We start from the raw sequence: 25,185 nt of genomic DNA on the forward strand, positions 1-25,185 counted from the left end.
GCAACTTCATAGGGTGGCAGACCTACAGGAGCGCACCGGCACGCGGCAGAACGTGATCCTCGTGCACTGGCACGACCTGGGACGTCACCTCACCTGTTACGGCGCCGAGGGCGTGGTCAGCCCCCACCTGGACCGGCTCGCCGCCGAGGGCATCCGGTTCACCGACGCCCACGCCACGGCCCCGCTGTGCTCGCCCGCCCGCGGCTCGCTGTTCACCGGCCTGCACCCGCACCGCAACGGCCTCGTCGGCCTCGCCCACCACGGTTTCGAGTACCGCGAGGGCGTGCAGACGCTCCCCGCCCTGCTCGGACAGGCGGGGTACCGCAGCGCCCTGTTCGGCATGCAGCACGAGAGCGCGGACCCGTCGCAGCTCGGTTTCGACACCGTCGACGTCTCCGACTCGCTCTGCGACTACGTGGTGGCCCGCTCGCAGGAGTGGCTGGCCGAGAACGCCGATGCCGCCGAGCCCTTCTTCCTGACCGCCGGGTTCTTCGAGACGCACCGCCCGTACCCCGTCGACCAGTACGAACCGGCCGACCCGGACACCATCGGCGTGCCCGGCTTCCTGCCCGATACCGCGCAGGTCCGCGAGGACCTGTCCGGGCTGCACGGCAGCATCACCCACGCCGACGCCGCCGTCGGCCGGCTGCTGGACACCGTCGACGAGCTCGGGCTCGCGGAGAACACCTGGATCGTCTTCATCACCGATCACGGCCTCGCCTTCCCGCGCGCCAAGTCCACGCTGTACGGCGAGGGCACCGGCGTCGCCTTCATCGTGCGGCCCCCGCGCAGCCTGGGCCTCGCGCCGCGGGTCTACGACGACCTGTTCTCCGGCGTCGACCTCACGCCCACGGTGCTCGATCTGCTCGGCGTGCCGCTGCCCGAGGACCTCGACGGCGAGACCCACGCGGCCGAGCTGCTGGAGCCCGCCGGCGAGCAGGTGCGGGCCGGCCTGTTCACGCAGAAGACCTACCACGACGCCTACGACCCGATCCGCGCCGTGCGCACCAAGCAGTTCAGCTACATCGAGAACTACGCCGACCGCCCCGCGCTGCTGCTGCCGCTCGACATCGCCGACAGCTCGTCGGCCTCCTCGCTCGACCCCTACGAGACGGCCGCGCCCCGCGCCCGCCGCGAGCTGTACGACCTCGTCGTGGACCCCTACGAACGGCGCAACGTGATCGACGAGCCCGCCTACCAGTGGGTGGCGCGGCGCCTGGCCGGAGTGCTGGCGAACTGGCGCGTGGAGACCGGCGATGTGCTGCCCACCGAGGCCGAGGGCACGAAGATCGCCGAGGACTTCATGGCCGCCTTCTTCGCCGGACGGGCCAAGCCCGATGCCGACGAGGTGCCGCTGCCCTCGCGCCGTCCGCAGGGGGCGCGCCGCGAGCTGACCGCCCGCGAGTTAGCCGAACAGGCGCGTGCCGACGCGGACCGGCCCGATCGTTCAGTGCCGGGCGCCGTCAACGCCTGACACCGTGCGGAACCCGATGTTGCTCGCCGAGGACGACGGGGTGTTGTGGCTGCGGGCGGCCACCCGGTAGCGGTAGCAGTACGAGTCGTGGCACAGGTGGCTGCCGCCGCGGAGCACGCGGGCGGCGCCCCGATCGGGCCCGGTGGGGGAGTCCACCGGCGAAATCCGGTAGTAGCGCGACGAATACCGGTCCGTGCACCACTCCCAGACATTGCCCACCGCCTGGTACAGGCCGTAGCCGTTGGGCGCGAAGGACCGCGCGGGCACGGTGCCGACCGGGCCCTGCGGCGCATCGGGGAAGTCGCCGACGAAGATGCTGCAGTCCTCGCCGGGCACCGGATGCCCGTCGCCCCACGGGTACCGCGCGCCGTCGAGACCGCCGCGTGCCGCGTACTCCCACTGCGCCTCTGTGGGCAGATCCCGCCCGGCCCACGCGCAGTAGGCGAGTGCATCCGCGTGCGAGACGTGCACGGCCGGGTGATCGGGCCGCCCGACGGTGCCCGCCCCGCCCGGGGATCGGAAGGTGGCGCCGCGCACCGTCAGCCACCACGGCGCGCCCGGCACGGGCACCCCCGATGCGGGTTCGGCGGCCGAGGCGTGGAAGACCGCCGATGCCCCGAACCGCTCGGCGTCGGTCACATAGCCGGTGGCCTCGGCGAAGGCGGTGAACGCGGCCACCGTCACCGTGGTCGCATCGATCGTGAAGCCGGGCAACCGGACCCGGTGCACCGGGACCTCGCCGTCGGCGCGGTAGCCGTCGCCGTGCGCGTCGCCCATCGCGAACTCCCCGGCGGGCACCACGGCCTGGGGGATCGGGTGGCCGCCGCCACCGGCCGCGGCGAGCCGCCGCGCGGGCAGCTCGGGGCCGGTGGGCGAGCAGCAGGTCACGCGTCCAGTATTCCCCGCGCGACGAGCAGGGCGATCACGCGCTGCGCGAGCTCGTCGGTGTCGGCGCCGGTGGTGTCGAACTTGAGGTCCGGATCCTCGGGCTTCTCGTACGGCCCGTCCACGCCGGTCAGGCCGCGCAGCTCGCCGCGATCGGCACGGGCGTAGAGCCCCTTCGGGTCCCGCTTGCGGCATTCGGAGACCGGCGTGCTGACGTGCACCTCCAGGAAGTCGATATCGGCGGCCTTGTTGAGCTCGCGCGCGATCTCCCGGTCCGAGCGCAGCGGCGAGACCAGCGAGGCGATCGCGATCACCCCCGCATCGGCGAACAGGCGGGTCAGATGTCCCACCCGGCGGATGTTCTCCGCGCGGTCGCCGGGCGAGAAGCCCAGATCGTCGGAGATGCCGTGCCGGATGTTGTCGCCGTCGATGAGGTACGCCACCCGGCCCTGGGAGACCAGGGCCCGCTCCAGCGCCACCGCCACCGTCGACTTGCCCGAGGCGGGCAGGCCCGTGAACCACACCGTGGCGCCGCGCTGCCCCGTCTTGGCCCAGCGTTCCGCGCGCCCCAGCGAACTGGGATGCCACCGGATGTCGTTGCGCGTGGCCTGTCCCGGCACCACCTCGCGGGCCTCGGCGACGGTCCCGGCGCCCACGGTGTCGTTGCTCGCCTCGTCGATCAGGATGAACGCGCCCGTGTCCCGGTTCTGGGCGTACGGGTCGGCGACCACCACCGAACTGGTGCGCAGCGTGATGGTGCCGATGTCGTTGAGCGTCAGTTCGCTCGGCCCCACCTGCTCGATCAGCGTCTCCGGATCGAGCCGTCGCTCCAGCGACTGGACCGTGGCGCGCACCGTCGCCGTCGCGTGTTTGAGCGCCACGCGATCGCCTGCGCGCAAGGGCTTCTCGGCCAGCCAGCACACGGTGGCCTCGATCTCGCGGGCCGCCACCGGCAGATGCGCATCCGCGGCGCCGGAGACCAGCACGTCGCCGCGGCCCACGTCGATGTCGTCGGCCAGTTCCACCGACACCGACAGCGGCGCAACGGCCACCGTCCGCTCGTCGTCCAGGGTGTCCAGGGCCGTGACGGTGCTGCGGCTGCCCGAGGGCAGCACCAGCACCTCGTCGCCCACGGCCAGAGTGCCCGCCGCCATCCGCCCGGTGTAGCGGCGGCGCTGCTCGGTGGTGGGCCGCGAGACCCACTGCACCGGCAGGCGCAGCTCGCGCGCCTGCGCCGACGGCGCCCGCAGCTGCACGCCCTCCAGGTACTCCAGCAGGGTGGGGCCGGTGTACCAGGCGGTGTTCGGCGAACGGTGCACCACGTTGTCGCCGAGCTTGGCGGCCAACGGGATCGCCGGGATCTCGGGCAGGCCCAGCTGCGTACCCAGCTCGGCCAGCTCCGCTTGGACCTGTGCGAACAGCTCCTGCGAGAAGTCGACCAGATCGATCTTGTTCACGGCGGCGATCACGTGCGGCACGCCCAACAGGGTGGCGATCCGCGCGTGCCGGCGGGTCTGCCGCAGCACGCCCTTGCGCGCGTCCACCAGCAGGATCGCGACGTGCGCGTTGGAGGCGCCGGTGAACATGTTGCGGGTGTACCGCTCGTGGCCCGGGGTATCGGCGAGCACGTAGCTGCGGGTGTCGGTGGAGAAGAAACGGTACGCCACGTCGATGGTGATGCCCTGCTCGCGCTCAGCCCGCAGGCCGTCGGACAGCGCCGCGAGATCCACCTCGTCGCCGTCGGTCACGGCCTCCAGGTGGTCGGTGGGCAGGCTGCCGGTGTCGTGCAGCAGCCGGCCGATCAGCGTGGATTTGCCGTCGTCGACCGAGCCCGCGGTCGCGAGGCGCAGCAGTTGGCGGGTGGTGGTGGGGGCCAGCACATCGGTCATCAGAAGTAGCCCTCTTTCTTGCGGTCCTCCATGGCGGCCGCTGATGTGCGGTCGTCGGCGCGGGTCTCGCCCCGCTCGGAAACCGTTGCCGCCGAGATCTCCTCGATCACGGCGCCGATGTCGGTGGCGCGGCTGCGGACCGCGCCGGTGATGGTCAGATCGCCCACGGTGCGGTAGCGCACCCACTCCCGGCTCGCGGTCTCGCCGTCGCGCGGCTGCGTGAATTCCGAGACCGCCAGCAGGATCCCGTCGCGCTCGAAGACCTCGCGTTCGCTCGCGAAGTAGATCGACGGCAGCTCCAGGCCCTCCAGCTCGATGTACCGCCAGATGTCCAGTTCGGTCCAGTTCGACAGCGGGAAGACGCGCACCGATTCGCCGCGGCGGATGCGCCCGTTGTACAGCGACCAGGGCTCGGGGCGCTGCGCCCGCGGGTCCCACTGGCCGAACTCGTTGCGGAAGCTGAACACCCGCTCCTTGGCCCGGGCGCGTTCCTCGTCGCGCCGGGCGCCGCCGAAGGCCGCGTCGAACCTCCCGGCCTCGAGCGCGTCCAGCAGGGTGCGGGTCTGCAGGCGGTTCCGCGATCCGGACGCCTCGGTGGATTCGGCGACGCGGCCGGTGTCGATCGACTCCTGCACCGAGGCCACGATGAGCTCGATCCCCTCCGGGTTCTCGGCCGTCGGCGCCACCCGGCGATCGCGGAACTCGATCACCTCGTCGAAGTTGTGCCCGGTGTCCACGTGCAGGATCGGGAAGGGCAGCGGTGAGGGCCGGAAGGCCTTCTCGGCCAACCGGAGCAGCACGATCGAATCCTTGCCGCCGGAGAACAGCAGCACCGGCCGCTCCAGTTCGGCGGCCACCTCGCGGATGATGTGCACCGCCTCGGCTTCGAGGACGCGCAATTCGTCCACGGCGGTCAGAGTGCTCATGCGGGGTATCCGTTCTGTGCGGCGTCGGCGCGGTACCGCTCCACCCACTCCTTCGAGCGGGCGTTGGATTGTGGCTTGAGCGGGGGCGGAGGAGCCAGCGCCGGGTCCTGGCCGATGGCCTCCAGCACCCGGGCGGTGGTCTTACGGGGATCGGCGGTCAGCTCGCTGAAATCGATCTCCACCGGCTCGATCGATTCGGCCGCGAACCAGGCGCGCCACGACCGCTCCTGCTCCAGCAGGATCGCGGCCAGATGCGCGATGCCCTCGGCGCGGTACACGGCCCGCTCGTCGCGCTCGCGGTCGTGATCGGGATCGTCGCGCCAGATCCGGGTCTGCACGGCCCGCCACATCGACACCGCCTGCGGCACCACGTCCGGCCGGAAGACGTGCACGTACACGGGGTCGGCACCGTCGAACAGGGAACGGACGGCCGTGCGCACAGACCCCGAGGCGGTGCGGGTACGGGCGATCAGCAGCGGCGTCTGATTCCACATCAGCTTGCCGCCCCACACTCCGTTGGGGGTGCGACCCTCCGCCAGCAGATCGTCGCGCCACTGCTCCGCGGTCCGCGGATCGACGGTGCCCGGGTCGATCGGATCGAGGAGGTCGATCAGCGAGGGATCGTCGACGCCGGCGAACCATTCGCGGGGCTGCGGCGACAGCGAGGAGGTGGGGTAGTACTGGAAGAACTCCTGCGGGTTGCCGGCCACACCGGTGGCGGCCAGGGACTCCACGAGCAGGGTGCTACCGCTGCGCTGACTGGCGCACACCAGGTAGCTCTCGGGCTGTGACATGCGGCCCAGTGTAATGCTGGAAAAACCGCTCGCAACCTGGGGTTTTTCGTCAGTGTGCGCGAGGCTCTTGACGGGCGCGAAGCGGTGTGCTGCGGCACTAGCGCCCCAGCGGCCCCCGGCCCAGTCGCAGCAGCAGCATGGCGAGCGTGTGGCCCTCCCGGCCCAGCTCCGAGAACCGGTCGAGCACCTTCATCTCGCGCGAGTGCACCAGCCGGGGCCCGCCCGACGCCATCCGCGTGCGGCCGATGATCCGGGACACCTCGGTGCGGCGCTTGATCGCGGCGAGGATCTCGGCGTCCAGCCGGTCGATCTCCTCGCGCAGCGCGGCGATCTCCTCCTCGGCGAGGGGCGTGCCGCCGCCGGTGCTGTCGGGTGTGCTCATGGGGTGAAGTTTTCCACAGTCGCGCCGCATACGATCGGGGACCGTGCCTCGCCACCTCCGTTCGCCCGTGACGCGGCCCCACCGGTTGCTGTGGGGCGGCGCGGTGCTGCTGCTGTGCCTGCAGCTGGTGGTGCGCGGATACGTGCTCGCCCGGGGCGGCTTCTACTGGGACGACGTGGTCTTCCTGGGACGGTCCGGGCAGGCGCTGGGTGACCCGGGCGCGTGGTTCGTCGACTACGACGGGCATCTCATGCCCGCCGCACTGTTCACCGCCGCACTCACCGCCAAGCTCGCGCCGCTGAGCTGGCCCGCCGCGGCCGGCACCCTGCTGGTGCTGCAGCTGCTCGCTTCGCTGGCCACGCTCCGCGCACTCGTGGTGGTGGCCGGCCGCCGCCCGATCATCCTGGTGCCCTTCGTCTTCTTCCTCCTGTCCCCGCTCACGCTGCCCGCCATGGCCTGGTGGGCGTCCGGCCTCAACGCCCTGCCGCTGCAGATCGGCTTGGCGGTGGCGGTGGCCGAGACGGTGCGGTACGTGCGCGGCAACCGGCGGTCCGGGCTGTGGGCGATCGCCGCGGTGCTGGTCTCCCTGCTGTTCTTCGAGAAGGCCCTCGCGATCCCGTTCGTCGCTGTGGCCGCCGTGGTTCTGGCACGGTACGTGCGCGGTCACGCGGTGCGACCGGCGCTGCGCCGGGGACGGTGGCTGTGGGCGGGGTACGGGCTGATCGTGGTCTGCTGGTTCGCGCTCTGGTCCACGATCACCGCGTCGCGGCCGGGGGAGCACACCGTGTCGTTCACCTTCTCCGCGCTGTTCCGGTCCGTGAACTCGGTGCTGGCGCCCGCGGCGCTCGGCGGCCCGTGGACGTGGACGCGGGAGAACCCGGGGCCGCCCGTCGTGGTGCCGAACGTCGCGATCACGGTGATCGGCCTGCTCGCGATCGTCGCGATCGTCGGAGTCACCTGGTGGCGGGCGCCGCGCGGCCTGGCCGCCTGGGGCGCGGCGGCCGCGTACTTCGTGGCATCGCTGGCGCCGGTCTTCTTCCTGCGCAGCTCGGAGTACACGTCCACGCTGTTGCCGCTGTCGCTGCGGTACTTCGCCGATTTCGCGTGGGTGCTCGCGCTGGCCGGGGCGCTGGTGATCACGGCGCGCACCCGGCGTCGGCGGCTCGATCCGCGCCTGTGGGCGGCGGTGGTGCTGGTCTTCGCCGTCAGCGCGAGCGCCAGCACCGTGCGGTTCGCGCCGGTCTGGGCGGACAACCCCACCGGCTCATACCTGGAGCAGGTGCGCGAGGGCTCGCGGGCGTACGCCGGCCGGCCGATGCTCGATCAGGAGATCAGCACCGACGTCATCGCCCGCCTCGCGTACCCGGACAACACGCTCTCGCACCTCCTGGCCACCACCGCGCAGCGGCCGCGGTTCGGGACCTCCTCGCCCGAGGCCACCGTCGTCGATCGGCAGGGCCGGTTCGTGCCGGGCCGGGTGAGCCGCGTCCGGTCGGTGCCCGTCGGGGACGTGCCCGGGTGCGGCACCCGGGTCGACGGTGCGCCCGTCCTCCTGCAGTACGAGGGGCCGCTGGCCTACTGGGAATGGGTGGTGCAGGTCAACTACCTCGCCGCGGAGGACGGTGTGCTCGTGCTGCAGCAGGAACGCGCGGGGGCTCCCGTGCGGGTTCCCGTCCAGCGGGGGCCGCACACGCTGTACGTCCGGGTGCCCGGTGCGGGCGGCGGGTTGCTGGCCCGGGCGGAGTCGCCGGGACTCGTCGCGTGCGTGAGCGGCGGACCCGTCGGGCTCCTGATTCCGGCCTCGGCGCCCGAGCGATGAGGCCCGATCCGGCGTCGGAAATCACGTTTCTATACCCGTAAACATCGCCGTGAACTGCGCTGATGCCGGTCGCTGCGACAGTTGAGCGTTTGGTGTCGCAAAGCTTCTTTCAATGTGCCGCGAAATAGCCACAGTGGGGATATTTTCGCGGAGTCCGATCCGTGTGTGATCGGCGTCACCTCTCATTTCGAAGGGCTTGTGCTCATGAACCTCGCAGTTCAATCCCCCGCTTCGACGCGCTACGCCGGGGCGGGGGTCGCAATCCTCACCGCGGCCACGCTGGCGGTCACCCCGATGGCGGCCTCCGCCGCCGGGGTCACCGCGCCCACCGTCCCGCCGATCGTCAAGGACATCGGCGGCGCCGCGAGCGCCCTCGCCAACTGGGCCGTGGACTCCGGCATGAAGTTCGTCAAGGATCCACTGACGGGCGTCATCAAGCTGGTCAGCGACCAGGTCGGCAACGTCACCGTGATCGGCGGTGTCCTCGCGGAGGGCGCCCAGCAGATCATCACCAGCATCGGCGACGATCTTCCCGGCGCACTCGCGGAGGCCCAGAAGCTGATCGCCGCCGGGAAGTACGGCGACGCCTGGCAGGCCGTCGCGAACACCTTCACCGGCCCCGTGCTCGGCGCCCTGCTCAACGGTATGACGCCGATCATGAACCAGCTCGGGCCGCAGATCGGGCCGCTGGCCGATGCCTTCCAGGCCGCGATGCTGCCGATCATCGGGCTGGTCCTGCCGCCGCTCGCCACCGTCGTGACCCTGCCCGCGCACCTGCTCGACGGGATCGGCGCCGCCACCAAGGCGCTCACCGCCGGCGACCCCGTCGGGGCCGTCAACGCCCTCATCGGCACCGCCCGCAAGGTCGGCGAGTTCACCGTCGAATCGCTGTTCGGCGATTTCGGTGTGGTCAAGGGCATCACCGGGCTGATCCCCGCGATCATCTCCGGCCTCGCCGGATCGGAATGGGCCACCAAGGGCCCCTTCGCCACCAAGGACGGCACGCCGGTGTCCTTCGGTCCGGCCTCCGCCGCCACCCTGGCGGCCTCGCCCACCGCGGTGCCCGCGTTCCCCGGCCTCCCGCAGCTGCAGGAGATCGGCAAGATCTGGCAGGACACGTTCAAGACGGTCACCGAGGGACTGACCGGCGAATACGGCCTGCCCTCGCTGGTCGAGGTCTTCACCAAGAACCTGCCCAAGGGCGAATTGTCGTTCTCCTACACCAAGATCCACGGTGTGCTCGGCGCCGTGGTGCTGGGTCTGGGTGCCGGTGTACTGCAGACGGGAACCGTGCTCAACCCGTTCCTCGGACCGCTCGGCAAGGGGCTCGACGCCGCCTCGAACGACCTGCTGCGACTCACCCTCGGTGCGTACAACTTCACCCGCGATCTCGGCGCCGTGCCCTTGGCCGAGCTCGAAAAGGTGGGCAAGGCCCTGATGGCCGGCGATCCGTTCGCCGTGCTCCAGGCCGTGTCCGCAGGCATCGCCACCTCGCTCGGCACCGTGGTGAACGGCATCTTCGCCCCGGGCGAGGAGTTCTCGCCGGGACTGCTGCCGGCATTGCTCAGTGTCACCAAGTCGTTCATCGACGGCGCGTCCGGCAAGGCGCCCGCGCCCGGGGTCGCTCGGGCCTCCGGTGACACGGTGGCACCCGTCGCCGTGAGCGATTCCGCGGCCGGCTCCGCGAATTCAGCTGCTGCGGTGTCCGGTGGATCGTCGGTGACGCCCGCGACGCCGAAGGCGGAGACGCCCGAGAAGCCCGTCGTCGAGACGCCGAAGGTCGAGACCCCGGTCGTTGAGACGCCGAAGGTGGAGACGCCCAAGGTCGAGACGCCGAAGACCGAGACGCCGAAGACCGAGACGCCGAAGGCGGAGACGCCGAAGGCGGAGACGCCCGTCGAGACGCCGAAGGCTGAGGTCCCGACGATCGAGACCCCGACGACCGGTGGTTCCTCCGAGGGGACCTCCGGTGCCGACAGCAGCGCGGGCTCGGCGGCCGGCGGCAGTGCGTCGGACGGCGCGGGCGTCGAGACGGCTGCGGCTGCCTGATCGGCCGAGGAATCGCGAAGGCGGACGGGTCCGGCAGGCTGCCGGACCCGTCCGCCCTCCATCGCGAAACTGCACCCCAGCGGGCGACTGCGGCCATAGTGTCCACGGCCGCCCGCTGGGGTGCAGTTTCGCGAAGGGGCGGGCGGAGCCGTCGCCGGAACCTGTCGGACCCGGCGGCTAGGCTGGATGGGAGATGAATGAAGCAGCACCGCAGCAGTCCGGACTCCGCCAGCGCAAGCCCTTCTCCCGGCCGCAGGAGAAGCAGGAACGAGGGCAGGAGCTACTGGAGGGGCTGAACCCACAGCAGCAGGCGGCCGTCCTGCATGAGGGCTCGCCGCTGCTCATCGTGGCGGGCGCGGGCTCCGGCAAGACGGCCGTGCTCACCCGCCGCATCGCCTACCTGCTGGCCGCCCGGGGCATGCACCCCGGCCAGATCCTGGCCATCACCTTCACCAACAAGGCCGCGGCCGAGATGCGCGAGCGCGTGGCGCAGCTGATCGGCCCGCGCGCCAACACCATGTGGGTGTCCACCTTCCACTCCACGTGCGTGCGCATCCTGCGCGCCCAGGCGGGCCTGCTGCCCGGGATGAACTCGAACTTCTCCATCTACGATGCCGACGATTCGCGGCGCCTGCTCACCATGATCGTCAAGGACATGGGACTGGACGCGAAGAAGTTCGCGCCGCGCGCGCTGGCCACCCAGATCTCCAACCTCAAGAACGAGCTGATCGGCCCCGAGGACGCCGCCGCCGATGCGGCGAAGACGGGCGAGCCCTTCGCCGTCACCGTCGCCGAGGTCTTCGGCACGTACCAGGCCCGGCTGCGCAGCGCGAACGCCTTCGACTTCGACGATCTGATCGGCGAGACCGTGGGCCTGCTGCAGGCGCACCCCAATGTGGCGCAGTACTACCGCCGTCGTTTCCGGCACGTCCTCGTCGACGAGTACCAGGACACCAACCACGCCCAGTACGTCCTGGTGCGCGAGCTGGTGGGCGTGGAGACCGCCGACGGTGACGAGGGCGACGCCGTGCCGCCGTCGGAACTGTGCGTGGTGGGCGACGCCGATCAGTCGATCTACGCCTTCCGCGGCGCCACCATCCGCAACATCGAGGAATTCGAACGGGACTTCCCGAACGCGGAAACCATTCTGCTGGAGCAGAACTACCGCTCCACCCAGACCATCCTCTCGGCCGCGAACGCCGTGATCTCGCGGAACACCGGCCGCCGCGAGAAGAAGCTGTGGACCGACCAGGGCGACGGTGCGCTCATCACCGGCTACGTGGCCGACAACGAGCACGACGAGGCCAGCTTCGTGGTGTCCGAGATCGATGCGCTCTCCGACAACGGCATCAAGTACAGCGACGTGGCCGTGTTCTACCGCACCAACACCGCCGCGCGCGTGCTGGAAGAGGTGTTCATCCGCCACGGCGTGCCGTACAAGGTTGTCGGTGGCGTGCGCTTCTACGAGCGCAAGGAGGTGCGCGACCTGGTGGCGTACCTGCGCGCCATCGACAATCCGAACGACACCGTGAGCCTGCAGCGCATCGTCAACACCCCGCGCCGCGGCATCGGTGACCGCGCACAGGCCTGCCTCACCGTGCACGCCGAGAACCGCGGGACCAATTTCAACCAGGCCATCGAGGACGCGGTCGACGGCGGCGTCGCGATGCTGAATCCACGCTCCCGCAACGCCATCGCCACCTTCTCCGGCCTCATGACGGAGCTGCGCCGGATCGCGGCCGACGAGGAATCCGATATCGGTGACCTGCTCGACGCGGTGGTCGAGAAGACGGGCTACCGCGCCGAACTCGAGGGCTCGTCCGATCCGCAGGACGGTGCGCGCCTGGAGAACATCGAGGAGCTCATCAGCGTGGCCCGCGAGTTCTCCGCGCAGGACTTCACCGACGCCGTCGTCGAGGAGGGCACGCCCGAACCCGGCTCACTGGCCGCCTTCCTCGAACGCGTCTCGCTGGTGGCCGACGCCGACCAGGTCCCGGACGACGATGCGGGCGTCGTCACCCTGATGACCCTGCACACCGCGAAGGGTCTGGAGTTCCCGGTGGTCTTCGTGACCGGCTGGGAGGACGGCCAGTTCCCGCACATGCGCGCCCTCGGCGACGAGAACGAACTGGCCGAGGAACGGCGCCTCGCCTACGTGGGCATCACCCGTGCCCGCGAGCGGCTCTACGTCTCCCGCGCGATGATCCGCTCCACCTGGGGCGACCCCATGCAGAACCCGGAATCACGGTTCCTCGCCGAGATCCCGCAGCACCTGATCGACTGGCGCCGTACGGAACCCGTGCGCTCGCAGTTCGCCGGTTCCCGCGGTGTCTTCGGCGGAGACCGGGAATCGTGGGGCGGCCAGCGCACCTGGGGTGACAAGCGCGGCGGCTCCGATGCGGCGTGGAAGAGCAAGAAGGCGCCCAAGCCCACGCGGCGGGCCAACAAGCTCACGCTCGGTGTCGGCGACCGCGTCTCGCACGACTCCTTCGGGCTCGGCACCGTCACCGCGGTCACGGGAACGGGCCCCATGGAGCGGGTCACGCTCGATTTCGGGTCCGCGGGCACCGTCACCCTGATGACCTTCGGCGGCCTGCCGATGGAGAAGCTCTAGCCGGAACGAGAGAAGCGGCCCGGGAGATGATCTCCCGGGCCGCTTCCTTGTGATCGTGGGGCGGACTAGACCCGAACGCCGCGCTCAGCGAGCCAGCTCTGCGGATCCAGCTTCGTGCCGCCGGGGGTGTGCACCTCGAAGTGCACGTGCGGGCCGGTCGAGTAGCCGTTGTTGCCCACCCAGCTGATGAGATCGCCGGCCTTGACCACCTGGCCGGGCTGCACGTTGACGTTGTACATGTGGCCGTACAGCAGCACGGTGCCGTCGGACAGGCGGATCTTGACCCAGATGCCGAAGCCCGAGGCGGGGCCGGCGTCGGTGACCACACCGTCGGCCGCGGCGAAGAGCGGGGTGCCGAGCGGCGCGGCGAGGTCGAGACCGCCGTGCATGGCGCCCCAGCGGGTGCCGAAGTTCGAGGTGAGCGTGGCACCGTTCACGGGCGCGGTGACCTTCGGGCGCATGGAGTCGATGACCTTCTTGTCATCGGCGTCCTTGCGGGCCTTGCCGCCGGCGAGCGCGGCGCTGAACTGATCCATGTCCTGCGCGGCGGGAACCGGAGCCTGGCGGGCGACGTTCGACTCGGGGCCACCGGCGGGCGGGACCACGGGCTGCTGCGAGGTGGCCGGGCCATCGGTCGAGGTGGTGGCCACGGCGGCACCGGCGACGGTGGCACCCGCGGCGAGCGCGAGCAGGGCGGCGCGGCCCTTGAGCGCGTGCGGCGGTGCGGCGACACGGTGCTTGCCGCCCTTGCGGACGGGAGCGGGAGCGAGCTCGGGGGCGACCTCCGGAACCGGGGCGAGGAAGGCGGTGTCCTCGTCGTCCTCGGCGGGGGCGTCGAAACGCGGGGTGCCGGTGAACAGCACCTCGGGGATCATCAGATCCTGGGTGAGCTCCGAGTGGGTGGGGCGGTAGCCGAGCGCCGATTCGCCCTCGGGTGCGTCGGCCCAGCTCTCGGCGTACGCAGCCTCAAGGCGGGCTTCGATCTCGTCGAGGGGGATGATCGCGGTGATCGACTCATGGTCGAGAACCTGCGTGGCGCTGCTGAAACTCACCTCGCGGGCTTCCTCGCGACTCCGTGTCATACTCGCCCTACTCCGCTCGTGAAACCGCTTGTCGACGACCTCGAAGTGACCGGGCGATGTCTCCATCGTGACCGCTTCGTGATCCGCGTCCCGTCGACGATAACGAAATGATTGCGACGAGACAACCTGTTGCGATCCCGAGTGTCGGAATGTGGCTTTGATCACAATTGGGTCTCGGCCTTCGGATCCAGCCGGATCCGGTCGTCATCGGCGTCGTAATCATAGAGGCTGCCGTAGCGGCCCCAGTCGATGGCGATCCGCATCTGCCGCTCCGCGTCCTCGGGGCCGAAACCGCGCCGCAGCAGGTCCAGGAAGAAGCCCAGCCGCAGCGCACCGTCGCTGGTGCTGCGCAGCGCTCGCAGCACCGTGCGCACCAGGGGAGCGCGCTGCGACGCCTGCCGGGCGAACACCTCGCCGGCCTCCGACAGCGGCACCTCGACGAAGGTGCGCCCCTCCTCGGTGATCTTGATGTCGTTGCCGTCGACCTCGACGAAGCCCAGCATCGCGGCGGCGTCCACCAGCGGCATGATGTCGTCGAGCTCGAAGTTGAGGTCGTTCGCCAGGTCCGGCAGGTCGGCGCGGTCGTCGTGCATGTGCACCAGCTCCACCAGACCGGCCAGCCCACCGACGGTGGCGTCGGGCAGCGGACGGCTCACCGGCGTCGCCTCGCCCGGGTCGGGTGCGTGCTCGATCTCGGCGGTGCGGCCGGTGAGGGCCTCGTACAGCTCGTCGACGATCGCCTCGAAATCGGCGGAGGTGCGGTTGCGGGGCCGCGGCATGTCGATCCGGGTCTCGTGCACGATGCGGCCGGGCTTGGACCCGAGGACCACCACGCGGTCGGCCAGCAGCACGGCCTCCTCGATGTTGTGCGTCACGATGCACACGCTGCGGATCGGGAAATCGTCCTGGGTCCACAGTTCGACGAGCTCGCCGCGCAGGTTCTCCGCGGTGAGGACGTCGAGTGCGGAGAAGGGCTCGTCCATGAGCAGCAGGTCGGGCCGCACCACCAGCGCGCGGGCGAAGCCGACGCGCTGGCGCATCCCGCCCGAGAGCTCGCGCGGGTAGGCGGACTCGAAGCCGTCCAACCCGATCGTGTCGATCGCGGAGACCGCGCGGGCCTGCCGCTCGTCGCGCGGCACGTTCCGGGCGGCCAGCCCCAGCTCCACGTTGTCCTGGACGGTGAGCCAGGGCATCAGCGCGAAGGACTGGAAGACCATGGCCGTGCCGGGGTTGGGTCCACGCAGGGGCGCACCGTCGGCCTCGACGGTGCCGGACGAGGGCGGGATCAGCCCCGCGATGATGCGCAGCAGGGTCGACTTGCCCGAGCCGGACCGGCCGAGCAGAGCCACGATCTCGCCGTCGGCGATCGTGAGATCGATGTCGTCGAGCACGGTGAGGGTGTCGCCGGCGGCCCCCTCGAAGCTCTTGGTGAGGCCGGACAGACGGATGAGGGGTGCGGCGCCGGGCCGGGTGACGGTGGTCATGAGAGGTACTCCTGAGGACAAGGGCTACTAGTAATAAGGGGTGGGCCGCTACAGCGAGTAGCGGCGTTCGGCCACCCGGTACAGGCGGCGCCACAGGGCGGAGTTGGTGCCCACCACGAACAGGCACATCACGATGATTCCCAGCAGCAGCCGGGAGACGTGGTCGGGACCGGTCGAGGCGGTCGCGTCGGCGATGTAATCGCCCAGGCCGAAGGCGTGATAGGTCACCCCGTCGTAGGACACCACCTCGGCCACGATCGAGGCGTTCCAGGCGCCGCCGGCGGCGGTGATCCCGCCCGTCACGTACCCGGCGAAGATGCCCGGCAGCAGTACGTAGCGCCACCGCATCCAGGTGGGCAGGTTCATATCGTCGGAGGCCTCGAGCAGATCACCCGGGATGGCGCTGGCCGCCGCGATCACGTTGAACAGGATGTACCACTGGGTGCCGAGCGCCATGAGGACCACGCCGCCCAGGTTGAGCGAGATGTTCCACGCCACCAGGACGGCGGTGATGATCGGGAACAGGAAGTTCGCGGGGAAGCTGGCGCACACCTGGATCAACGGCTGCAGGGCCCGGCTGAGCTTGGGGTTGAGGCCGATGATCACGCCGATCGGCACCCAGAACAGGGTCGCGAAGATCATCACCAGCGCGACGCGGCCCATGGTGGCCAGGCCCAGCAGGAAGACATTGGCCACCTCGTCGAGCCCGGAGTCGCGCAGGATCGTCTCCGCGGCCCGCCACAGGCCGTAGCCCACCACCGCGAGCACGGCGACGCCGAAGACGATGTCGCCGATGCGGCGCCGCGCGGGCGGAACGTCGTGCGCGGGCGCCGAGCGGCCGAACATCCCGAAGAACCGGTCGGAGGCGACGATGACGGGGTTGACGATGCGACCGAAGGCATCGGCGGCGTGCGAGCGCCGCAAGACGGTGAGCACCACCGACTTCGGTTCGCGGCCGGTGGCCGAGTCCTCGAGCCGGAACCGCTCCGCCCAGGCGGTGAGCGGGCTCCAGAAGAAGAAGTTCACCGCCACGATCACCACGATCATCGCGCCGATGGCCCAGCCCACCCGGCCCAGGTCACCGTCGGCCGAGGCGCTCGCGACGTACGCGCCGATCCCGGGCAGCGCGTACTCGTTGCCGGCCACCGAGACCGCCTCCGAGGCGGTGAGGAAGAACCAGCCGCCGCCGAAGCTCATCATGGCGTTCCAGACCAGCGGGATCATGCCGCTGGGCACGTCGAGCCGCCAGAACCGCTGCCAGCGCGACAGGCCGATGTCCTCGGCCGCCTCGCCGAGATCGCGGGGCTGGCTGATCAGGCTCTGGTAGAAGGCGAAGGTCATGTTCCAGGCCTGCGAGGTGAAGATGGCGAAGATGGCGGCCAGCTCCAGGCCCAGGGTGGAACCCGGGAACAGGGCGATGAACAGCGTGACCGTGATCGACAGGAAGCCGAGGATCGGGACCGACTGCAGCACGTCGAGCAGGGGCATGAGCACCGCCCGGGCCCGGCGCGAGCGGGCGGCGAGGGTGGCGTAGGCGAAGGTGAAGACGATCGAGGCGCCGAGCGCGACGAACATCCGCAGCAGCGAGCGCGCGGCGTAGTACGGCAGGTTCGACGGATCGGTGTCGACGCGGGCGTCGGCGTGCTGCAGATCGATCGGGGTGTCCATGCCCTGGCCGACGCGGATCACCAGCCAGATCAGGGCGGCGGCGCCGGCCACCACGAGGATGTCGGCCGCGATGCCGGCACCGCGGCGCCCGCCCTCGGCCCGGCCGCGGGCCGACAGCAGCGAGCCCGCGAGGGGAGTGGTGCTCACAGGTCCGCCTCCTGGGGCTCGGGCAGCACGTCCCAGCGGACCGAGGTGACCGACGGTTCCATGCTCAGCTGGCTGATCGCCGATTCCATCGCGCGATCGTCGCGGCCGTCGGCGGTGAGGGTGGCGCGCACCTCCACCTGGCCGTCGGTGGTGTTGCTGCTGCTGATGGACTGCAGGTGGAAGGCGGTGCGGGTGAGCGCCTGCACCAGCAGGACACGCACGTGCGACTCGTTCTCGTCGCGGGTGACGGCGACGAACTCGTAGCGGCTGGGCGCCTCCTTGCCGGTGTCGGGGGCGCGGTCGACCGCGTGCCCCACCGTCCGCAGGGCGGTGTTGACGACGATCACGACGACGGTGCCCATGATGGCCGGGAGGAACAGTCCCGCACCGCACAGCGCGCCGACGGCGGCGGAGCACCACAGCGTGGCGGCGGTGTTGAGGCCGCGCACGGTGAGGCCGTCGCGGAGGATCACACCACCGCCCAGGAAGCCGATGCCGGAGACGATCTGGGCCGCGACGCGGGTGGGATCGCCGCCGGCGAAGCCGTACGCCGAGAGCACGACGAAGAGTGCGGACCCCACCGAGACCAGCGCATTGGTGCGCAGTCCCGCCATGCGGGCGCGGTACTGGCGTTCGATGCCGATGAGCGTGCCGCAGCCGAGACTGGCGAGGATCCGGATGAGGATGTCGAGCGAGTCGACGTTGGTGGTGACGTGCATGGGCGTAGGCCTCCCTGCCGAGGGCACGCGTCTGCCCGCCGCTCAGCGGAGCGACGGTGGCGTGCCTGCGATTTCAGCCGGACAATGCAGTGATCGCCGCGAGGCTCGGTGGATTGCTACCATTTCGCGACAAATCTGTCCGATTTGTGTTGCGGCTCAGCGGGTTCCCTGGGTGATGCGGATGCCGCCGAGCCGAGGACTATGACTGTCGTCCGACATGACATCACCTCCATGAATCGCGTTCCACGCGCCGGTGAAGGGGAGGTGAACAGATCACGCCCCTCCACGTCAGACCTTCAGCACTTCGCGGCGTAAACCCGCACGTGCAGTACGGGAGCCAATCGGGGCACACCCTTAAGCCGGATGTACCTGTCCTGACCCGGGGCGTCTCTCGACGTTCGGGGTCGCTGGCCTGTTTCCGCGAAGGAGCCTCAGCGAACGAATGGCGCCTTGCCGGTCAAGGATGACATGCACTCTGTCGCGGGGCAAGCCGAGTACTCTGCCGCCATGGAGGTTGGTACGACCGGAGTGTCGGCGGCGCCCGCGGCGCAGCCGACGACGGCGCGGGAGCGGGCGAAGGCCGCGCGGCGGCGCGAGTTGCTCGCGGCGGCGGCGAAACTCATGGCGGAGCGCGGCTTCGCGGGCGTGCGCCTGGAGGACATCGGCGCGGCCGCAGGGGTTTCCGGCCCCGCGATGTACCGGCACTTCGCCGGGAAGCAGGACGTGCTGGCGGCGCTGCTGGTGGAGATCTCCGAGTACCTCTACGAGGGCGGGCGGCGCGTGGCGGCCGATCGCGGTGACGATCCGCGCCGGGCGCTGGTGGATCTGGTCGACTTCCACGTGGAGTTCGCCGCCTCCGAGCCGGACCTGATCCGGGTGCAGTACCGCGACCTGTGGTCGCTGGCGCCGGATTCGGCGCGCCGGGTGCGCCGGTTGCAGCGGCAGTACGTGGAGCTGTGGGCCGACGAGTTGAACCGCCTGGGCGGCGATCCGGTGGAGAACCGGGCGCGGGTGCACGCGGTGTTCGGCCTGCTCAACGCCGCGCCGAGCCTGCCGACTCTGCCGGCCGCGCGGCTGCGGGCGGTGCTGCGCGAGCAGGCGCTGGCCGCGCTCGGCATCGCCGACTGACCCCGCCGCGCGGCCGAAAAGCGCAAACTCTTTACAGGTGACCCGGATCACCCCTATCCTGATTGTCAGTTAGTGACGATTAACTCAAAGGAGTGCGGAGTGACCTTCCGTGAGGAGCACGAGGCGAACCTCGCCGACCTGCGTGCGCGGCTCGACCGCGTGGCGCAGGGCGGCGGGGAGCGGGCGCGCGAGCGCCACGAGGGCCGCGGCAAGCTGATGGTCCGCGAGCGCATCCGCCGCCTGCTCGATGTGGGCAGCCCGTTCCTCGAGGTCGGCGCGCTCGCCGCCGAGGACATGTACGACGGGAAGGCGCCCTCCGCGGGTGCCGTGGCGGGGATCGGCACCGTGTCCGGCCGGCAGGTGATGATCGTGGCCAATGACGCCACCGTCTCCGGCGGCACCTACTACCCGATCACGGTCAAGAAGCACCTGCGCGCGCAGGAGATCGCGATGCAGAACCGGCTGCCGTGCGTGTACCTGGTGGACTCCGGCGGCGCCATGCTGCTCAACCAGGACGATGTCTTCCCCGACCGCGAGCACTTCGGCCGCATCTTCTACAACCAGGCGAACATGAGCGCCGCGGGCATCCCGCAGATCGCCGCCGTGCTCGGCAGTTCCACCGCCGGCGGTGCCTACGTGCCCGCGATGAGCGACGAGACCATCATCGTCCGCGATCAGGGCACCATCTTCCTCGCGGGGCCGCCCCTGGTGAAGGCCGCCACCGGCGAGGACGTGACCGCCGAGGATCTCGGCGGCGGTCTCATGCACTCCACCAAGTCGGGCGTCACCGACCACCTCGTCGACTCCGACGACGAGGCGCTGGAGAAGGTGCGGCAGATCGTCGCGCGGCTCGGTCCCGAGGGGGAGCGGCAGTGGGACGTGCGCCCGGCGCTGCCCGCCGCCCGCCCGCAGAGCGACCTCTACGACGTGGTGCCCACCGATCCGAAGATCGGTTACGACGTGCGCAAGCTGATCGAGATCGTGGTCGACGGTGGCGAATTCGACGAGTTCAAGGAGAACTTCGGCACCACCCTGGTGACCGCCTTCGCCCGGATCCACGGCCACCCGGTGGGCATCATCGGCAACAACGGAGTGCTGTTCGCCGAGGCCGCCCAGAAGGGTGCGCACTTCATCGAGTTGTGCGATAAGCGCCGCATCCCACTGGTCTTCCTGCAGAACATCACCGGCTTCATGGTGGGACGCCAGTACGAGGAGGGCGGCATCGCCAAGCACGGCGCCAAGATGGTCACGGCCGTCGCCTGCGCGCGGGTGCCGAAGTTCACCGTGATCGTGGGCGGCTCCTTCGGCGCCGGCAACTACTCCATGTGCGGCCGCGCGTATTCGCCCCGCTTCCTGTGGATGTGGCCCAATGCACGAATCTCGGTGATGGGCGGGCCGCAGGCCGCCGACACTCTGGCCTCGGTGCGCCGCGATCAGGACGGGATCGAGGAGTTCAAGGAATCGGTGCGCGACCAGTTCGACCGCCAGTCCCAGGCCTACTACTCCACGGCCCGGCTGTGGGACGACGGCGTGATCGACCCCGCCGACACCCGCACCGTGCTGGGCCTCGCGCTCGATGCGGCGTCGCGCACGCCGCTCGCCGAGGTCTCCTACGGCGTCTTCCGGATGTGAGAGAGCAGATGATTGAGAAGGTACTGATCGCCAACCGCGGCGAGATCGCCTGTCGCGTGATCGAGACGTTGCGGGACCTCGGCATCGCCAGCGTGGCCGTGTACTCGGACGCCGATGCCGATGCGCGCCACGTGAAGCTGGCCGACGAGGCCGTGCGGCTCGGTCCCGCCGCCGCCACGGAGAGCTACCTGCGCATCGACGCCGTGGTCGACGCCGCCCGCGCCACCGGCGCCGATGCCGTCCACCCCGGATACGGATTCCTCTCCGAGAATGCCGCTTTCGCCCGCGCGCTCGACGAGGCCGGGATCGAGTTCCTCGGCCCGCCGGTGGCCGCCATCGAGACGATGGGCGACAAGATCACCGCCCGCGCCGCCGTGGTCGAGCGGGACGTCCCCGTGGTCCCGGGCATCAGCCGCCCCGGCCTCACCGACGCCGACCTGATCGCCGCCGCCGAGGACATCGGCTTCCCGGTGCTGATCAAGCCCAGCGCCGGCGGTGGCGGCAAGGGCATGCATCGGGTGGAGGACCCGGCGGACCTGCCCGCCGCGGTCGCCGCGGCCCGCCGCGAGGCCGCCGCCGCCTTCGGCGACGACACCCTGTTCATGGAGCACTTCGTGGACACACCGCGCCACATCGAGGTGCAGGTGCTGGCCGATAAGCACGGCAACGTGGTGCATCTCGGCGAGCGCGAGTGCTCGCTGCAGCGCCGCCATCAGAAGGTGATCGAGGAGGCCCCGTCGGCATTACTCGACGAGGCCACGCGCCAGCGCATCGGGCGCGCCGCCTGCGACGCCGCCCGCTCGGTGGGGTACACAGGCGTGGGCACCGTGGAATTCATCGTCTCGGCGCACCGTCCGGACGAGTTCTTCTTCATGGAGATGAACACCCGGCTCCAGGTGGAGCACCCCGTCACCGAGCTGGTGACCGGAGTCGACCTGGTGGAGCAGCAGATCCGCGTCGCCAACGGTGAGGTGCTGGGCGTCGAGCAGGGCGACATCACACTCACCGGCCACGCCGTCGAGGCTCGCGTCTACGCCGAGGACCCGGCCGCGGGCTTCCTCCCCACCGGTGGCACCGTGACCGGGCTGCGCTACCCGCGGCACTCTCGCCGCGGTCCCATCCGGGTGGACACCGGCATCGAGGCCGGGACCGTGGTGGGCAGCGATTACGACCCGATGCTGGCCAAGGTGATCGTGCACGCCGCGGACCGCGAGCAGGCCCTGCGCCGGCTCGACGAGGCGCTCTCGGCCACGCAGCTCACCGGCCTGCGGACCAACGTCGACTTCTGCCGGTTCGTGCTCGACGACGCCGATGTGATCTCCGGCAATCTCGACACCGAGCTGCTGGATCGGTTGGCGCCCAGCTACACCCGGCCCGAACCCACCGCCCGGGCCTACGCCGCGGCAGGACTGCGTGCCGTGGCCGATTCCCTGGGCGAGGGACCGTGGGGCACGGAGACGGGCTGGCGCATCGGCGGCGCCGCGCCGGTGGTGATCCGCTTCGACGGTGACGTCGCGGTGTCCGTCGCCCACGATGCGGTCACGGTGCACGGGCCGGGCATCGACTGGGCGGGAACGGCCCGGCTCCACGGTGACCGGCTCACCGTGGACGGGCGGACCTCCCCGGTCACCGTCGCGGTGACCGGCGGCACCTACTGGGTGAGCGGTGTGGACGGTTCTTTCGAGCTGGCGATCGCACGCAGCGCCTCCAAGGACCGGGACGGCGCGCACGACGGCGAGGTGGCCAGCCCGATGCCGGGCGCCGTGGTCGCCGTGCCGGTGACCGACGGGCAGGCCGTCACCAAGGGCGAGACCCTGGTGATCATCGAGGCCATGAAGATGGAGCAACCGCTGACCGCACCGATCGACGGCACGGTGACGGTGGCGGTTCGCGTGGGAGACAAGGTGAACGCCGCACAGGTACTCGCGGTGGTCACGGCAGAGCAAGGCGCAGCGGAACAAGCGGGAGAGAACTGACGATGGAACTGACCAGCGAATACGCCGATCTTCGGGACACGGTGCGCGATTTCGCGAACCAGGTGGTGGCGCCCGTCTCGGCCAAGCACGATGCGGAGCACTCCTTCCCGTACGAGGTCGTCAAGCAGATGGGCCAGATGGGCCTGTTCGGCCTGCCCTTCCCCGAGGAGTACGGCGGGATGGGCGGCGACTACTTCGCGCTCGCCCTCGCACTGGAGGAACTGGGCCGCGTCGACCAGTCGGTCGCGATGACCGTCGAGGCCGGAGTGGGACTCGGCGCCATGCCGATCTACAAGTTCGGCACCGAGGAGCAGAAGCAGAAGTACCTGCCGAGCCTCGCCGCGGGCGAGAACCTGGCCGGCTTCGGCCTCACCGAGCCCGGCTGCGGCTCGGACGCGTCCGGAACCCAGACCACCGCCAAGCTCGACGGCGACACCTGGGTGATCAACGGCTCCAAGCAGTTCATCACCAACTCCGGCACCGATATCACCAGCCTGGTGACGGTGACCGCGGTGACCGGCACCAAACCGGACGGCCGCAAGCAGATCTCCACCATCATCGTGCCCAGCGGCACCCCCGGTTTCACGGTGGAGCCCGCCTACAACAAGGTGGGCTGGAACGCCTCGGACACCCACCCGCTCAGCTTCGCGGACGTGCGGGTGCCGCGGGAGAACCTGCTCGGCGAGGAGGGGCGCGGCTACGCGAACTTCCTGTCCATCCTCGACGAGGGCCGCATCGCCATCGCCGCGGTGGCGACCGGTGCCGCGCAGGGCTGCGTGGACGAATCGGTGAAGTACGCCAAGGAGCGCAACGCCTTCGGCAAGCCGATCGGCGAGTTCCAGTCCATCGCCTTCGCCATCGCGCGGATGGAGGCGCGGGCGCACACCTCCCGCGTCGCCTACTACGAGGCGGCCCGGCTCATGCTGGCCGGCAAGCCCTTCAAGAAGGAGGCCGCCATCGCCAAGATGATCTCCTCCGAGGCCGCGATGGACAACGCCCGCATGGCCACCCAGATCCACGGCGGCTACGGCTTCATGAACGAGTACCCGGTGGCCCGGCACTACCGCGACTCGAAGATCCTCGAGATCGGCGAGGGCACCACCGAGGTGCAGCTCATGCTGATCGCCCGCTCCCTGGGGCTGACGGCGTGAGCGCGCCCGACGAGATCGGCGCCCCGCACAAGCGGGTGGTGCAGCGCGGCCTGTGGTTCGACGAGTACGAGGAGGGCGTGCTCTACGAGCACCGCCCCGGCGTCACCGTCACCGAGGCCGACAACGTGCTGTTCACCAAGCTGACGATGAACACCCAGGCCCTGCACCTCGATGCGCACTGGGCCGAGCAGCAGCCCGGTTTCGGCGGGCAGCGGCTGGTCAACTCGATGTACACGCTGTCCACCCTGGTGGGTCTGTCCGTCGCGCAGCTCACCCAGGGAACCCTGGTGGCGAACCTCGGCTTCTCCGAGATCGCCTTCCCCGCCCCCGTCTTCGCCGGCGACACCCTCTACGCAGAGACGCTGTGCACCGGCAAGCGGGAGTCCAAGTCCCGGCCGGGGGAGGGCATCGTCTCCCTGCGGCACACCGCACGCAATCAGGACGGCGTGGTCGTCGCCGTCGCCGAACGATCGACGCTGGTGCGCAAAGCGCCGTCGGAGGGGTAGGTCATGTTCCACCACGAGGACCTCAACGCCCCCGCCTGGCAGCCGCCCGGTCCGGCGATCCTGTTCTGCCCGGCCGACCGGCCCGAGCGGTACGCCAAGGCCGCCGAGCGCGCCGACGCGGTGATCCTCGACCTGGAGGATGCGGTGACCGCCGATGCGCGGCCGGCCGCCCGCGATGCGCTGCTCGCGACCCCGCTCGATCCCACCCGGACGATCGTGCGGGTGAACGCCTTCGGCACTCACGATTTCGCGCAGGACATCGAGACCGTGCGGCGCACCCAGTACCGGGTGATCATGCTGGCCAAGACCGAATCGGCGCACCAGCTCGACAAGGTGGCCCAGGTGGACGGCCTGCAGGTGATCGCCCTCATCGAGACCCCGCTCGGCGCCGTCACCCTGAACGAGATCGCGGCCCACCCCCGCTGCATCGGCATCATGTGGGGCGCCGAGGATCTCGTCGCCGCGATGGGCGGACGGTCCAGCCGGTTCCCCGACGGTACCTACCGCGATGTGCCGCGGCACGTCCGCTCGTCCGTGCGGCTGGCCGCCGCCGCGCACGGCAGGTTCGCCCTGGACTCGGTGTACATCGACATCGCCGACACCGACGGACTCACGGCGGAAGCGCTCGACGCCGTGGCGCTGGGCTACGCCGCCACCGTGTGCATCCACCCGTCCCAGGTGCCCGTGATCCGCGCCGCCTACCGCCCCACCGACGACGAGATCGCGTGGGCGCGCGAGGTACTCGACGCCGAGGCCGGGAACAACGGCGTGTACCAGGTGCGCGGGCAGATGATCGACGCCCCGCTGCTCGCCCAGGCCCGCGCCATCGTCGCCCGACTCGACTGATCACAACCGCTTCT

At 70.5% G+C, this 25,185-nt stretch carries 19 protein-coding genes and 1 riboswitch; of the genes, 10 read left to right on the plus strand and 9 right to left on the minus strand.

Going from position 1 to position 25,185, the window contains the following annotated elements:
- Positions 1 to 13: 13 nt before the first annotated feature.
- Positions 14 to 1,474 (plus strand): sulfatase family protein, encoded by a 1,461-nt coding sequence (locus tag ABD108_RS08760; protein ID WP_343930056.1) that lies wholly within the window; start codon positions 14 to 16, stop codon positions 1,472 to 1,474.
- Here the strand turns inward: ABD108_RS08760 and ABD108_RS08765 are convergent.
- The 5 genes from ABD108_RS08765 to ABD108_RS08785 form a co-directional block, all read right to left on the minus strand.
- The gene (locus ABD108_RS08765; protein ID WP_343930057.1) at positions 1,448 to 2,362 is read right to left on the minus strand and encodes a formylglycine-generating enzyme family protein; all 915 of its coding nucleotides are present in this window, start codon (positions 2,360 to 2,362) and stop codon (positions 1,448 to 1,450) included. The two genes, ABD108_RS08760 and ABD108_RS08765, sit on opposite strands and share 27 nt — an antisense overlap.
- Positions 2,359 to 4,248, minus strand: coding sequence for an adenylyl-sulfate kinase (gene cysC / locus ABD108_RS08770; protein WP_343930058.1), 1,890 nt, complete (start codon positions 4,246 to 4,248; stop codon positions 2,359 to 2,361). Before cysC ends, ABD108_RS08765 begins: the two co-directional genes overlap by 4 nt.
- Positions 4,248 to 5,174, minus strand: a complete 927-nt coding sequence (cysD, locus tag ABD108_RS08775; protein ID WP_220658020.1) for a sulfate adenylyltransferase subunit CysD — start codon at positions 5,172 to 5,174, stop codon at positions 4,248 to 4,250. Before cysD ends, cysC begins: the two co-directional genes overlap by 1 nt.
- The gene (gene stf0 / locus ABD108_RS08780; protein ID WP_220658021.1) at positions 5,171 to 5,968 is read right to left on the minus strand and encodes a trehalose 2-sulfotransferase; all 798 of its coding nucleotides are present in this window, start codon (positions 5,966 to 5,968) and stop codon (positions 5,171 to 5,173) included. The genes cysD and stf0 overlap by 4 nt, the downstream gene beginning before the upstream one ends.
- A 97-nt stretch (positions 5,969 to 6,065) precedes the next feature.
- Complete coding sequence (locus tag ABD108_RS08785) at positions 6,066 to 6,350, minus strand: chorismate mutase (RefSeq protein WP_013127915.1); 285 nt, start codon at positions 6,348 to 6,350, stop codon at positions 6,066 to 6,068.
- A gap of 67 nt (positions 6,351 to 6,417) precedes the next feature.
- On the opposite strand from ABD108_RS08785, the gene ABD108_RS08790 reads away from it, so the two are divergent.
- From ABD108_RS08790 to pcrA, 3 genes are all read left to right on the plus strand, one after another.
- Entirely contained in the window at positions 6,418 to 8,169 is a 1,752-nt protein-coding gene (locus ABD108_RS08790; protein WP_343930059.1) for a hypothetical protein, read from the plus strand.
- Between the two features lie 204 nt (positions 8,170 to 8,373).
- Positions 8,374 to 10,218, plus strand: a complete 1,845-nt coding sequence (locus tag ABD108_RS08795; RefSeq protein ID WP_343930060.1) for a hypothetical protein — start codon at positions 8,374 to 8,376, stop codon at positions 10,216 to 10,218.
- Between the two features lie 193 nt (positions 10,219 to 10,411).
- On the plus strand, positions 10,412 to 12,832 hold the full coding sequence (gene pcrA, locus ABD108_RS08800) for a DNA helicase PcrA (protein ID WP_305111024.1): 2,421 nt from the start codon (positions 10,412 to 10,414) through the stop codon (positions 12,830 to 12,832).
- Between the two features lie 65 nt (positions 12,833 to 12,897).
- On the opposite strand, the gene ABD108_RS08805 is transcribed toward pcrA, so the two are convergent.
- The 4 genes from ABD108_RS08805 to ABD108_RS08820 all read right to left on the minus strand — a co-directional run bounded on the left by ABD108_RS08805 (position 12,898) and on the right by ABD108_RS08820 (position 17,932).
- Positions 12,898 to 13,884 carry a M23 family metallopeptidase gene (locus ABD108_RS08805; protein ID WP_305111023.1) on the minus strand — a complete coding sequence of 329 codons (987 nt, stop codon included), beginning with the start codon at positions 13,882 to 13,884 and terminating at the stop codon, positions 12,898 to 12,900.
- A gap of 191 nt (positions 13,885 to 14,075) precedes the next feature.
- On the minus strand, positions 14,076 to 15,398 hold the full coding sequence (locus ABD108_RS08810) for an ABC transporter ATP-binding protein (protein WP_343930061.1): 1,323 nt from the start codon (positions 15,396 to 15,398) through the stop codon (positions 14,076 to 14,078).
- Positions 15,399 to 15,446: 48 nt separating this feature from the next.
- Complete coding sequence (locus ABD108_RS08815) at positions 15,447 to 17,213, minus strand: ABC transporter permease (RefSeq protein WP_255585674.1); 1,767 nt, start codon at positions 17,211 to 17,213, stop codon at positions 15,447 to 15,449.
- Positions 17,210 to 17,932 carry an MgtC/SapB family protein gene (locus tag ABD108_RS08820; protein WP_220658026.1) on the minus strand — a complete coding sequence of 241 codons (723 nt, stop codon included), beginning with the start codon at positions 17,930 to 17,932 and terminating at the stop codon, positions 17,210 to 17,212. Before ABD108_RS08820 ends, ABD108_RS08815 begins: the two co-directional genes overlap by 4 nt.
- Positions 17,933 to 18,206: 274 nt before the next feature.
- A riboswitch (M-box (ykoK) riboswitch) is annotated at positions 18,207 to 18,382 on the minus strand.
- Between the two features lie 57 nt (positions 18,383 to 18,439).
- On the opposite strand from ABD108_RS08820, the gene ABD108_RS08825 reads away from it, so the two are divergent.
- From ABD108_RS08825 to ABD108_RS08850, 6 genes are all read left to right on the plus strand, one after another.
- Positions 18,440 to 19,060: a TetR/AcrR family transcriptional regulator gene (locus ABD108_RS08825; RefSeq protein WP_220658027.1), complete on the plus strand. Its 621-nt coding sequence runs from the start codon at positions 18,440 to 18,442 to the stop codon at positions 19,058 to 19,060.
- Between the two features lie 99 nt (positions 19,061 to 19,159).
- Positions 19,160 to 20,692, plus strand: coding sequence for a carboxyl transferase domain-containing protein (locus ABD108_RS08830; protein WP_220658028.1), 1,533 nt, complete (start codon positions 19,160 to 19,162; stop codon positions 20,690 to 20,692).
- An 8-nt stretch (positions 20,693 to 20,700) separates the two neighbouring features.
- A complete protein-coding gene (locus tag ABD108_RS08835) occupies positions 20,701 to 22,668 on the plus strand; it encodes an acetyl/propionyl/methylcrotonyl-CoA carboxylase subunit alpha (protein WP_343930062.1) in 1,968 nt (655 codons plus the stop codon).
- 2 nt (positions 22,669 to 22,670) lie between these two features.
- Complete coding sequence (locus ABD108_RS08840) at positions 22,671 to 23,819, plus strand: acyl-CoA dehydrogenase family protein (RefSeq protein WP_305111019.1); 1,149 nt, start codon at positions 22,671 to 22,673, stop codon at positions 23,817 to 23,819.
- Positions 23,816 to 24,325, plus strand: coding sequence for a MaoC family dehydratase (locus ABD108_RS08845; protein ID WP_305111018.1), 510 nt, complete (start codon positions 23,816 to 23,818; stop codon positions 24,323 to 24,325). Before ABD108_RS08840 ends, ABD108_RS08845 begins: the two co-directional genes overlap by 4 nt.
- Positions 24,326 to 24,328: 3 nt before the next feature.
- Positions 24,329 to 25,171: an HpcH/HpaI aldolase/citrate lyase family protein gene (locus ABD108_RS08850; RefSeq protein ID WP_343930063.1), complete on the plus strand. Its 843-nt coding sequence runs from the start codon at positions 24,329 to 24,331 to the stop codon at positions 25,169 to 25,171.
- Positions 25,172 to 25,185 lie beyond the last annotated feature (14 nt).

This window comes from Tsukamurella strandjordii (assembly GCF_039525985.1).
In the GTDB taxonomy this organism is placed as follows: domain Bacteria; phylum Actinomycetota; class Actinomycetes; order Mycobacteriales; family Mycobacteriaceae; genus Tsukamurella; species Tsukamurella strandjordii.

Excerpts from the sequence above, each read along its gene's own strand:
- cysC (WP_343930058.1), bottom strand. The coding sequence starts at position 4,248 with ATGACCGATGTGCTGGCCCCCACCACCACCCGCCAACTGCTGCGCCTC.
- cysD (WP_220658020.1), bottom strand. The coding sequence starts at position 5,174 with ATGAGCACTCTGACCGCCGTGGACGAATTGCGCGTCCTCGAAGCCGAG.
- stf0 (WP_220658021.1), bottom strand. The coding sequence starts at position 5,968 with ATGTCACAGCCCGAGAGCTACCTGGTGTGCGCCAGTCAGCGCAGCGGT.
- ABD108_RS08785 (WP_013127915.1), bottom strand. The coding sequence starts at position 6,350 with ATGAGCACACCCGACAGCACCGGCGGCGGCACGCCCCTCGCCGAGGAG.
- ABD108_RS08795 (WP_343930060.1), top strand. The coding sequence starts at position 8,374 with ATGAACCTCGCAGTTCAATCCCCCGCTTCGACGCGCTACGCCGGGGCG.
- pcrA (WP_305111024.1), top strand. The coding sequence starts at position 10,412 with ATGAATGAAGCAGCACCGCAGCAGTCCGGACTCCGCCAGCGCAAGCCC.
- ABD108_RS08810 (WP_343930061.1), bottom strand. The coding sequence starts at position 15,398 with ATGACCACCGTCACCCGGCCCGGCGCCGCACCCCTCATCCGTCTGTCC.
- ABD108_RS08820 (WP_220658026.1), bottom strand. The coding sequence starts at position 17,932 with ATGCACGTCACCACCAACGTCGACTCGCTCGACATCCTCATCCGGATC.
- ABD108_RS08825 (WP_220658027.1), top strand. The coding sequence starts at position 18,440 with ATGGAGGTTGGTACGACCGGAGTGTCGGCGGCGCCCGCGGCGCAGCCG.
- ABD108_RS08835 (WP_343930062.1), top strand. The coding sequence starts at position 20,701 with ATGATTGAGAAGGTACTGATCGCCAACCGCGGCGAGATCGCCTGTCGC.
- ABD108_RS08840 (WP_305111019.1), top strand. The coding sequence starts at position 22,671 with ATGGAACTGACCAGCGAATACGCCGATCTTCGGGACACGGTGCGCGAT.
- ABD108_RS08850 (WP_343930063.1), top strand. The coding sequence starts at position 24,329 with ATGTTCCACCACGAGGACCTCAACGCCCCCGCCTGGCAGCCGCCCGGT.